Origin of the sequence: Alloalcanivorax sp. C16-2, from assembly GCF_046507615.1 — a bacterium.
GTDB lineage: Bacteria > Pseudomonadota > Gammaproteobacteria > Pseudomonadales > Alcanivoracaceae > Alloalcanivorax > Alloalcanivorax marinus_A.
In genome coordinates this window covers 1,767,136-1,777,243 of the sequence record NZ_JBKFTL010000001.1, presented here as the reverse complement: position 1 = coordinate 1,777,243, position 10,108 = coordinate 1,767,136, and the positions used below count along the sequence as shown (strand labels likewise).

Sequence of the window (10,108 nt, the reverse complement as noted above, 5' to 3'; positions counted from 1 at the left end):
GGCCCGGCCCCCCTCAGAAGCGGTAGCGCGCCTGAGCGTAGAAATAATTGTCATCGCCGGTTTCCGGCCCCAGCGGCAGGCCCCATTCCAGGCGCACCTCGACCGGGTCCAGCGGCCGGGCCATCACGCCGAGGCTGACACCGGAGATATCCTGCTCGCCGTCCTGGTCGTAGAATGGTTTTTTGATGTGCATGCGACCGTGGCTGATCTGGCCGATCAACTGGTAGCGGTGGTTATCGGCGAACAGGTCGTAGCGCCCTTCCAGGGAAGCGGTGACGCCGCTGTCACCGGAGTACACCGAGGGCGCGTGGCCTTTCACCGAGTTGACGCCGCCGATCGCCCACTGCTCGCTGGAGACCAGCGGATCGAAGGCGTACTGGCCGTACAGGCGCGGGATCAACAGGGTACGGGCGTTAAGCCGCTGGATGCGGGTCAGGTCCAGGGTGATCTTGGTGAAGTCGTTGTCGGCGCCGGCGAAGGCGCGGCTGGACAGCACCGAGTCGTTGTCCATGCCGCCCAGGCGCTCCCCCAGCCCTTGATGCAGATCCAGGGATACCAGGCTGCGTCCGGACAGGTCGGTGCGGTCCCAGGCCACGCCCAGGCGCACCTTGCGCACCCGGTCCTCGGCCACGGTGACACCGAGCATCTCCTGATCCAGGTTGGTGCCCTCCAGCCACAGGCTGTAGGTGAGGATGCTGCGCGCGGAAAGAATCTGATCCTGCAGTACGCCCAGGCCGGCACCGGTGCTGTCGCCTTCCACTTCCAGCACCTTGAAGTCACGGCCAACGTTGACGTTACCGGTGGAGCCGTACACCTGAACGCTGGTGCCACGGCTGTTCACCGGGGTGGCGTAGTCGGCGTAGGCGAACCAGGCATCACCGTCACCCAGAGACTGCATGCCGATCAGGTTGGCGCTGTCGCCCCGACCGCTCAGGTTCTCCAGTTTGATGGAGGGCACCACCCGGTAGCGACCGGTGTCCTTGCTGCCGTAATTGTTCACTTCCAGGCTGCCGCTGAGCAGCGGCCCCTCTTCCACCGCCACCACCAGGTTGGTGTAGCCCTGCTCGGCGCCGGGCTTGAGAGTGGCGCTGGCTTCCACGCCGGCTTCCCGGTTGATACGGGTCAGTGCCCGTTCCACCCGGTCCAGGCGCAGCGGCTCGCCGGCGCGCACGCCACTGGCGGCCAGGGCATCGCGGATACGCTGAGTGTGGTAGCGGCGCTCGCCCTCGATACGCACTTCACCGAGGCGCCCTTCCAGCACCACCAGTTCCACCGGCTTGCCGTCGGCGAAGGCCTGCCGGGGCACCACCACCTTGACCAGCGGGTAGCCGGCGTCGTGGTAGAACGCCTCGACCTTGGCGGCCAGGCCCTGGATATCCTTGAGCGTCATGGGCTTGCCGATTTCCGAGGCGATCAACCCGGACAGGTCGGAGGCGCTGTAGGTGGTATTGCCCTGGAAGGCGACACCGTTGACCAGCACCTGGCGGGCGGCGGGTTCCTGGGCCATGGCCACCGGGCCGGCGGCACCCAACATCAATGCCAGCGCGGCGGCGGGCAAGAATCTGATTTTACTGCTCATGCGAAGTAGATCCCGAGAGGTTGGTCCGCCCGCCGGGAAGAACCGGAGATGGCGGCGGGCTTGGCCGAAAAAGGAACTGGCAGGATGGAACCGGGCGCGGTGATGCGCAGGGAGGGTGTGGTTGGTGCTCCCATATTGTGCTTTCCCCCGATGGAGCCAGCGGCTCCTGACGTTATTTTCTGGCTTTGCGTATTTTTGCAAACCAGCGTTCGCAACCAACTGGTTCACAATTTTTGGAATCTATGTCACCAAAACCATACGGTCAATCAACATTCTTTTACGTTCCGAAGGGTTTTCAGGGCTGAATGTTGATGTGATTTACGTATGAAAAAATTGCACTAAGACAAAAATATCAGAGCGAGAAAATAAGAGTATTTCGAGGTACTTGGGGAGAAAATGACGGATTATTTCGGCCCCGGACGGGGCCAAAACAATCCTGTTTCATTGGGAACATTTTGAAAACGAAACGATACTTAAAAAAAACCAGCTTTTTTCATTAGAAAAAAGCTTTTTGAGCGGAACAAAAAAAGGGGTCAGTCAAGATACCTGTTCCAATTCGTGCACCCACACCAGGGTGCCGGCGATCACCGCCACCGGCATGATCACCAGGTTCACCAGCGGCAGCATGGTCAGGCCCAGGATCACCGAGCCGAAGGTGAGCACCAGCCAGCGTTTGGTCTTGAGGCGTTCCAGCATCTCGGTGAACGGCACCTGGCGGTTGTCGGCGGCGTAGTCGATGTATTGCATGCCCAGCAACCAGCCGGACCACAGGAACCAGACCGCCGACGCGAACACGTTCACCACCGGGATGAAGTAGATCACCAGCACCACCAACAGGATCAGCACCGCCCGCCACAGCCAGTACCAGGTCTTGCGCAGCTCGCGCTTGAACACCCGCACCGTCATCGCGGCGATGGATTCCTCCGGCAATGGCCGGCCGGTGACACGCACGTCCACCTTTTCCGCCAGAAAGCCCATGAAGGGCGCGGCGATCAACTGCACGCCGAGGGTAAAGACGCTGGCCAGCAACCCCAGCAGCAGAATCCACACCAGCACCACGGCGGCGCTGACCAGGAAATCGATGGCGCCGTTAAGGAAACTGAGGCCGCCGTCGAAGGCCCAGCCGGCGGTGGCGGTGCTGATCCAGCCGGCGATCCACTGACCGGACAGGTAATAGAGGCCGCCGAACACCAGCACGTTGAAGATCATGGGCACCACCACGTAGGCCCGCAGCCCGGGGCTGCGGGCCAGGGTGAGACCTTGTTTCAGATAATCCAGCGCGCGGGTGACTTGGGACACGACGACCTCGTTTCAGCGAATGCCGGCCGATTCTAGCATTGCCGGCCATCGAGGCCAGTGCCCGGCGGTGACGCCGGGCCAGGAGCGCGGGCTCAAACGTGGACTTCCAGCTCCACCGGGATGTTGCCCCGGGTGGCGTTGGAGTACGGGCACACCACGTGGGCCTTTTCCACCAGGGCGCGGGCGTCATCTTCTTCCAGGCCGGGCAGGGTCACCGCCAGGACCACGGCCAGGCCGAAGCCCTCGCCGTCCGGCCCGATCGCCACCTTGGCATTGATGTGGGTGTCGTCGGGCAGCGCCACCTTGGCCTTGCCGGCCACCAGCTTCAGGGCACTGAGGAAGCAGGCGGAATAGCCCGCCGCGAACAATTGCTCCGGGTTGGTGCCGTCACCGCCGGGGCCGCCCAGGGCCTTGGGCGTGGTGAGCTGGAGGTCGAGCTGTTTGTCGCTGCTGGTGACGTGGCCGTCGCGGCCACCGGTGACACGGGCTTCGGCTTGATAGAGGGTCTTTTCGATGGTCATGGGGTTTCTCCGTTTGCTTGATTTTGCACGATTAAATCGTGCGCTATTTAATGGCTTGTACGTTGCCGGCGCAGTCTGATCGCGACTGAAGTCGCTCCTACAACCTCCCGTAGGCGGCGTTCCGCTTCAGTCGCGATAACTACCGCGAGAGTGCTGTAGGAGCGACTTCAGTCGCGATAACGCCGACAGGCGTTCAGGGCGTCCGCGGCGTTCAGGACGTTTCAGTAAGCCGCCGCCGCAGGGTTTCCAACTGCTCCTTGAGCGCCACCAACTCCTCCGGCTCGCAGCGGCTGGCGCAGGCCACCGCCTCGGGGATCGCCTCGGCGCGGCGGCGCAGGGCCTGGCCGGCGTCGGTCAGGCGCACTTCCACCCGGCGTTCGTCCTCGGCCGCGCGGCGGCGGTGCAGCAGGCCGGCGCTCTCCAGGCGCTTGAGCAGCGGCGTCAGGGTGGCGGAGTCCAGAAACAGGCGTTCGCCGATGGCGGACACCGACTGCCCGTCACGCTCCCACAGCACCATCATCACCAGGTACTGGGGATAGGTGAGATCCAGCTCGCGCAGCAGCTTGCGGTAGACCTTGGTCATCGCCAGCTGGGTGGAGTACAGCGCGAAGCAGACCTGCAGGTCGAGCCGCAGCAGGGAGTCCGGGGTGTCGGTGTCATCACTCATGGAGCGGATGATTACATAGCGCGCCATTTAATAGCAAGCGCATTCAGGCAGTCGGCGATCAGCGCACTCCCCAGGCCTCGATCTCGGCAACGTGGAAGTTGTGAGCGTTGACCTGAAAGCGGGTATGCACCCGCAGGGCTTTCAGGGTAAGCGGGTCTTCCACCTGGCAGCGTATCCGGTAGCGGCCCATCCAGGTCGCCGTATCGCAGGTTTCGCGCAGGTTGATGGCTTCGAACTGATCGCCATCGGCGGACACCGCCACCCAGAGCCGGTCGGGCTCGTTGTTCACCTGCTGGGCCATGTTGGTGTAGAAGCTGAATTCGGACACTTCATAGACGCGGTCGAAGTTGACGACCACGAAATCATCCTCCACGTTGCCCTGCCAATAATCCGCCAGCAGTTCCTCGTTGCTGTCTTCCTGGTAGGCAATGCCATCGTTGACCAGGCCGGCGCTTTGTTGGTTGTAATTGGCGTCGGCCTGGCCACCGTTTTCCGGCAGCGCCACATTGCGCGGCTCGTTGGCAGGCGGTTCATCGCCACCACCACCGGAAGAACCGCTCCCGCCGCCACAGGCGGCCAGCAGCGCCGGCAGGGCCAGCGTCAGGGCATGACGTTTCACATTCATTGAACTCTCCTTGGTCAGCCGGCTATCAAGCCGCACTCACCACCCGGGTTCAAGATAGAGAGTCGCGCAATAACGTGCTGGCGTGCCAATCCGCCGCCCGGGTCACACCGCCAGCGTGATGCGGTCTGCCTTTGCCACGGCTTGCCGGCAGGAACGTAACGTGATGGCAAGGCCTCACGCCGGCCCGCGCTCTTTCCAGCGGCCCGGCGTCACGCCGAAGACCCGGCGGAACGCCTCGATGAAGGCGCTGGAGGTGTCGTAGCCGCATTCCAGGGCCACGGTGGTCACCGGCAGGCCGGCGGCCAGGTGTTCCAGAGCCCGCAGCAAACGGGCGCGTTGACGCCAGGCCTGAAAGCCCAGCCCGGTTTCCCGGGGGAACCGGCGCGACAGGGTGCGCGACGACAGGCCGGCCCGACTCGCCCATTCCGCATGCCCAAGCCGGTCCGCCGGGTCGCGCAGCAGGGCGTCGGCGATGCGCGCCAGCCTTGGATCCCGGGGCATGACCAATCCCAGGGGCGCGTCCGGTAGAGCACGAATCTCGGCGGCGATCACCGCCACCAGCGGATCCCGCTCCGGCGCCCAGGTCTGTTCATCCCAGCCGGCCACGCGCTTCACCGCCTCCATGAGCAGACCGGAGACGCGCAGGATGCAGGGTTCCGCCGGCAGCCCCTGGCACAGCGTTTCGTTGATCAGCATGGCCCAGCCGTCGAACTGACCGTGGGGGTCGATGCCGTGCTCCCGGCGCGGCGGAATCCAGATGGCGTGCAGAGCGGGCACCGCCCAGCGGGTGTCACCGGTGTGCACGGTCAACAGCCCTTCCGTGGCGCCGCACAGCTGCCCTTCCTTGTGCTGATGGACGCCGGCGGCGTGGGCCTCGCGGCTGGCCTGGGATTTGTCCCAGATGCGGGCAAGCAGCGGGCCCTGAAAGGCCGGGAAAGTGCCGCTGCCCCCCGTCAGGGGCATCCTGGTCCAGGTCATATTGGCGTATTTCCGATATTGAATGTCTTCAATACGGTATTTCAGTCAGAGGCGCGCGGCTAGTCTGGATCGCACCCTGATTCCCGGCCCCGACTCAAGGAAACGACAATGCGAGCCAACGATATTCTTGCCGAGCAACAAAACACCCTGGGCGTGAACCGCCCCAACACCGACCGGGGGACGGGCCATGAATCCGAATGACTTTCAGGTACACGATGTGGCCGACTTTCCGCTGGTGCGTTTGATGCCCGAGGGGCTGCCGGAGGGCTACGCGGTGCAATGGGAGGCGGAGATGGAGACCCTGATCGGGCAGCCCGATCCGTTCGTGATGGTGGTCGCCGCCATCGACGGCGAACACCGGGAAGCCCATGAGGACCGTAAACGCCGCACCCTGTGGATGAAGCGCAACCGGGACACCCTGGCGCGCCGTTGCCGGGGCATGGTGGCGGTGGAACCGGATACCAGTAAACGAACCATGATGCGGGCTCAGAGCGCGGCCCTGGCGGGCCTGTTCAAGGTGCGGCTGCGGATCGTGGCCACCGCCGAGGAAGCGGAACGACTGGCCCGGGCCTTCCTCGACGGCCACGGCGCGGATCGCGACTGAAGTCGCTCCTACAGTGGCCGCCCCCCGCTGTAGGAGCGGCCGGGCGGCGCACCGCTTCAGTCTCGATCATCCCTCCGGCGGCGGGTTAGCGTTGGCGTTCGATCAGCATGGCGACGCCCTGCCCCACGCCGATGCACAGGCTGACCAAAGCGTAGCGGCCGTCGATGCGCTCCAGCTGGCGCAGGGCGGTGAGCGCCAGGCGGGTGCCGGAAGCGCCCAAGGGATGGCCCACGGCGATGGCGCCGCCGTTGGGGTTGAGGCGCTCGTCGTCGCCTTCCAGGCCGAGCTGTTTGCAGCAGCCCAGCACCTGGGCGGCGAAGGCCTCGTTGATTTCGATCACGTCCATGTCCGCCAGGGTCAGGCCGGCGCGATCCAGCACCTTGCGGCAAGCGCCCACCGGGCCCAGCCCCATGATGCGCGGCGGCACGCCGGCCACGCCGCCGGCGATAATGCGGGCGCGCGGGGCGATGCCGGCTTTCTCGCCGGCGGCGCGGGAGCCGATGATCAGGGCGCCGGCGCCGTCGTTGACGCCGGAGGCGTTACCGGCGGTGATCACGCCGCCTTCCACGATGGCGGGCAGTTTGGCCAGCTTTTCCACATCGGTGCCGGGGCGCGGGTGCTCGTCCTCGGTAACGCTGAGCGGCGGCTTCTTGCGGCCCTGGGGCACTTCCACGGCCTGCAGCTCGGCGGCGAAGAAACCGTCGGCGCGGGCCGCTTCGTAACGGCGCTGGGACTGGGCGGCGTAGGCGTCCGCCTGCTCCCGGGTGATGCCCAGCTCGGAGGCCACGTTCTGGGCGGTTTCGGGCATGGTGTCGCGGCCGAACTGCTGCTCGATGCGCGGGTTGGGGAAGCGCGCGCCGATGGTGCTGTCGAACATGGGCATGTTGCGGCTGTAGGGCGATTCCGCCTTGGCCATGACGAAGGGCGCGCGGCTCATGGACTCGGCGCCGGCGGCGATCACCAACTGGCCTTCGTCCACGGTGACCATGCGCGCCGCGTCCAGGGTGGCGGCCAGGCCGCTGCCGCACAGCCGGTTGACGGTGAGGCCGGCCACGGTTTCCGGCAGCCCGGCGAGCAGGCCGGCGTGGCGGGCCAGGTTGCGGGCGTCCTCCCCGGCCTGGTTGGTGTTGCCGGCCACCAGGTCCTCGAAGTCTTCCGGAGCGAACGGGTTGCGTGCGATCAGGGCACGAATCACTCCGGCCAGCAGGTCGTCGGGGCGCACCGGCGCGAGCGCGCCGGCGTGGCGGCCGAAGGGGGTGCGCAGGCCGTCATAGATGTAGGCGTCGAGCATGGAGAGGTCCTCGAATCGGGGAAGACGGACGCAGGGCGCGACCGCCATAAAAAAGGGTGATAGTCCGCATAGCGGAATGTTATTCCGAAACTTGACGGAAAGAATAGGTCGTGACAGAGTGCGATGCAAGCCGCCGGCGACCCATCGGTCATGCCTCCGGACGGACCAACCTCCAGACTAACCAATAAGACAGAAGAGCCCCATGATTCGCGACCAGGAAGTGCTCAACCAGCTTGTCGACACCATCGGCCGTTTCGTGCGCGACCGCCTGATTCCGGCGGAACAGACCGTGGCGGAAAACGATGCCATCCCCGAGGACATCGCCAACGAAATGAAGGAAATGGGCCTGTTTGGTCTGTCCATTCCGGAAGAGTACGGCGGCCTCGGCCTGACCATGGAAGAAGAAGCCCTGGTGGCCTTCGAGATCGGCCATACCTCGCCGGCGTTCCGTTCCCTGTTCGGCACCAACAACGGCATCGGCGCCCAGGGCATCCTGATCGACGGCACCGAGGAACAGAAGCGCAAGTACGTGCCCAAGCTGGCCACCGGCGAAGTGATCGGTTCCTTCTGTCTCACCGAGCCCGATGTGGGTTCCGACGCCGCCAGCCTGAAAACCCGGGCGGACAAGGACGGCGACCACTATGTGCTGAACGGCACCAAGCGCTACATCACCAACGGCCCGGAAGCCGGCCTGTACACGGTGATGGCGCGCACCGATCCGGACAACAAGGGCGCCGGCGGCATCACCGCCTTTATCGTGGAAGGCGACACCCCGGGCCTGATCCGTGGCAAGCCGGACGTGAAGATGGGCCAGAAAGGCGCCCATGTCTGCGACATCACCTTCGATAACTGCCGGGTGCCCGCCGAGAACATCATCGGCGGCAAGGAAGGCCAGGGTTTCAAAACCGCCATGAAGGTACTGGACCGGGGCCGTCTGCACATCTCGGCGGTGTGCGTGGGCGTGGCCGAGCGCCTGATCGAGGACGCCCTGAAATACGCCATGGAGCGCAAGCAGTTCGGCCAGCCCCTGGCCGACCATCAGCTGATCCAGGCGATGCTGGCCGACTCCCGCGCCGAAGCCTTCGCCGGTCGCTCCATGGTACTGGAAGCGGCGCGCAGCAAGGACGCCGGCAAGAACGTCAGCCTCGACGCCTCCTGCTGCAAGCTGTTCTGCGCGGAAATGGTGGGCCGGGTGGCCGACCGGGCGGTGCAGATCCACGGCGGCGCGGGCTACATGGCCGAGTATGCGGTGGAACGTTTCTACCGCGACGTGCGTCTGTTCCGCATCTATGAAGGCACCACCCAGATCCAGCAGATCGTGATCGCCCGCGGTATGGTCCGCGACGCGCAATAAGCGGCTGCAAGCTTGCGGCTTGAGCCGACCGCCATCGCGACTAAAGTCGCTCCTACGGGGTTGTAGGAGCGACTGGGCGGCACTCCGCTTCAGTCGCGATCCCCCCTACCCCAGCCAATTTATACAATGCCCCGCCCATACCGAACGGTATGCTAGACCGCGATGTGGTAGAGGCATCCGTCCCGTTCTTCGCGCCGTACCCGGCCGAGGGCGTGCAGGCAATTCAGGTGGGCGATGCTCTCGCCCATGGCGAACATCAGCTGGTGGCTGTCCAGTTCGCGCTTGAACAGCACCGGCAGAAGATCGAAGGCGGTCAGCGGCCGTTCGGCGCAGGCGTCCCGGGCGGCATCAAGCTGCTCGTCGTGGTGAGCGCACAGATCGTCGATGCGTTGGTGCAGCCCGCGAAACGGCAGGCCATGGGCCGGCAGCACCAGGGTATCCGCCGGCAGCGCCGCGCGCAGGGCGCGCAGGGAATCGACGAACTCGGTGACCGGGTCCTCGTCCGGCTGATGGGCGCGCACGGTAAGGTTGCTGGAGATGGTGGGCAGCACCTGGTCGCCACTGATCAGCAGATGGTCCTGCTCACGGTACAGGCAGGCGTGTTCCGGGGCATGACCCCGACCGATGTGCACCCGCCAGGCATCACCGTTGATCGACACGGTGTCGCCTTCGGCGATGATCACCGGCGACGGCGGCAGTTCCGGTATCACCTTGCGGTAGCCGTTGCCGCGACCGGCCAGGGCGGCCAGGTCCGCCTCGCCCAGGCCGTGGCGGCCAAACAACCGCCGGAAACCGTCCGCCACCTCCTGGTCGCTGGCGGTCTGCAGGCGATGGGTGAGCGCCCACTCGCCCTCGGTCATCCATACCGGGGCCTGGAAGTGCCCGGCCAGCCAGGCGGCCTGGCCGATGTGATCCGGATGGTAGTGGGTCACCAGGATGCGCCGGATCGGCCGGCCATCCAGAGCCTGATCAAAGGTGGCGCGCCACAGCTCGCGGGTGGCGCGGGAACCGAAACCGGTGTCCACCAGGGTCCAGCCGTCACCGTCCTCGAGCAGCCACAGATTGATGTGGTCGAGGGAGAACGGCAGCGGAAAATGCAGCCAGTGGACGCCGGGGGCCACCTGGATACGGTGGCCGGACGCCGGCGGCTCGGTGAAAGGATATTGAAGCGCTGAGCTCATACCGGGACA

At 65.3% G+C, this 10,108-nt stretch carries 10 protein-coding genes; 2 read left to right on the top strand and 8 right to left on the bottom strand.

What is annotated here, in order from left to right; translation table 11 throughout:
* Positions 1-13 precede the first annotated feature (13 nt).
* The 6 genes from ACLD02_RS08320 to ACLD02_RS08295 form a co-directional block, all read right to left on the bottom strand.
* Positions 14-1,579, bottom strand: a complete 1,566-nt coding sequence (locus ACLD02_RS08320) for a ShlB/FhaC/HecB family hemolysin secretion/activation protein (RefSeq protein WP_203100718.1) — start codon at positions 1,577-1,579, stop codon at positions 14-16.
* 537 nt (positions 1,580-2,116) lie between these two features.
* Positions 2,117-2,878: a sulfate transporter CysZ gene (gene cysZ / locus ACLD02_RS08315; protein ID WP_203100716.1), complete on the bottom strand. Its 762-nt coding sequence runs from the start codon at positions 2,876-2,878 to the stop codon at positions 2,117-2,119.
* A gap of 92 nt (positions 2,879-2,970) precedes the next feature.
* A complete protein-coding gene (locus ACLD02_RS08310; protein ID WP_203100715.1) occupies positions 2,971-3,399 on the bottom strand; it encodes an organic hydroperoxide resistance protein in 429 nt (142 codons plus the stop codon).
* Positions 3,400-3,610: 211 nt separating this feature from the next.
* Positions 3,611-4,066, bottom strand: coding sequence for a MarR family winged helix-turn-helix transcriptional regulator (locus ACLD02_RS08305; protein ID WP_203100713.1), 456 nt, complete (start codon positions 4,064-4,066; stop codon positions 3,611-3,613).
* A gap of 58 nt (positions 4,067-4,124) precedes the next feature.
* On the bottom strand, positions 4,125-4,691 hold the full coding sequence (locus ACLD02_RS08300) for a hypothetical protein (RefSeq protein WP_203100711.1): 567 nt from the start codon (positions 4,689-4,691) through the stop codon (positions 4,125-4,127).
* A gap of 174 nt (positions 4,692-4,865) precedes the next feature.
* Positions 4,866-5,669: an AraC family transcriptional regulator gene (locus ACLD02_RS08295; RefSeq protein WP_410298420.1), complete on the bottom strand. Its 804-nt coding sequence runs from the start codon at positions 5,667-5,669 to the stop codon at positions 4,866-4,868.
* A 187-nt stretch (positions 5,670-5,856) separates the two neighbouring features.
* Between ACLD02_RS08295 and ACLD02_RS08290 the strand changes: the two genes are divergently transcribed.
* Positions 5,857-6,273 (top strand): GntR family transcriptional regulator, encoded by a 417-nt coding sequence (locus ACLD02_RS08290; RefSeq protein ID WP_410298419.1) that lies wholly within the window; start codon positions 5,857-5,859, stop codon positions 6,271-6,273.
* Between the two features lie 85 nt (positions 6,274-6,358).
* Here ACLD02_RS08290 and ACLD02_RS08285 read toward each other — a convergent pair whose 3' ends face one another.
* Positions 6,359-7,564: a 3-oxoadipyl-CoA thiolase gene (locus ACLD02_RS08285; RefSeq protein ID WP_203100706.1), complete on the bottom strand. Its 1,206-nt coding sequence runs from the start codon at positions 7,562-7,564 to the stop codon at positions 6,359-6,361.
* 202 nt (positions 7,565-7,766) lie between these two features.
* On the opposite strand from ACLD02_RS08285, the gene ACLD02_RS08280 reads away from it, so the two are divergent.
* Positions 7,767-8,918, top strand: coding sequence for an acyl-CoA dehydrogenase family protein (locus ACLD02_RS08280; protein WP_256245497.1), 1,152 nt, complete (start codon positions 7,767-7,769; stop codon positions 8,916-8,918).
* Between the two features lie 152 nt (positions 8,919-9,070).
* On the opposite strand, the gene ACLD02_RS08275 is transcribed toward ACLD02_RS08280, so the two are convergent.
* Entirely contained in the window at positions 9,071-10,099 is a 1,029-nt protein-coding gene (locus ACLD02_RS08275) for an MBL fold metallo-hydrolase (protein WP_203100702.1), read from the bottom strand.
* Between the last annotated feature and the right edge of the window lie 9 nt (positions 10,100-10,108).

Bases quoted from the DNA above. Each gene is read 5' to 3' on its own strand.
- ACLD02_RS08320 (WP_203100718.1), bottom strand. From the start codon at position 1,579: ATGAGCAGTAAAATCAGATTCTTGCCCGCCGCCGCGCTGGCATTGATG.
- ACLD02_RS08310 (WP_203100715.1), bottom strand. From the start codon at position 3,399: ATGACCATCGAAAAGACCCTCTATCAAGCCGAAGCCCGTGTCACCGGT.
- ACLD02_RS08305 (WP_203100713.1), bottom strand. From the start codon at position 4,066: ATGAGTGATGACACCGACACCCCGGACTCCCTGCTGCGGCTCGACCTG.
- ACLD02_RS08300 (WP_203100711.1), bottom strand. From the start codon at position 4,691: ATGAATGTGAAACGTCATGCCCTGACGCTGGCCCTGCCGGCGCTGCTG.
- ACLD02_RS08295 (WP_410298420.1), bottom strand. From the start codon at position 5,669: ATGACCTGGACCAGGATGCCCCTGACGGGGGGCAGCGGCACTTTCCCG.
- ACLD02_RS08290 (WP_410298419.1), top strand. From the start codon at position 5,857: ATGAATCCGAATGACTTTCAGGTACACGATGTGGCCGACTTTCCGCTG.
- ACLD02_RS08285 (WP_203100706.1), bottom strand. From the start codon at position 7,564: ATGCTCGACGCCTACATCTATGACGGCCTGCGCACCCCCTTCGGCCGC.
- ACLD02_RS08280 (WP_256245497.1), top strand. From the start codon at position 7,767: ATGATTCGCGACCAGGAAGTGCTCAACCAGCTTGTCGACACCATCGGC.
- ACLD02_RS08275 (WP_203100702.1), bottom strand. From the start codon at position 10,099: ATGAGCTCAGCGCTTCAATATCCTTTCACCGAGCCGCCGGCGTCCGGC.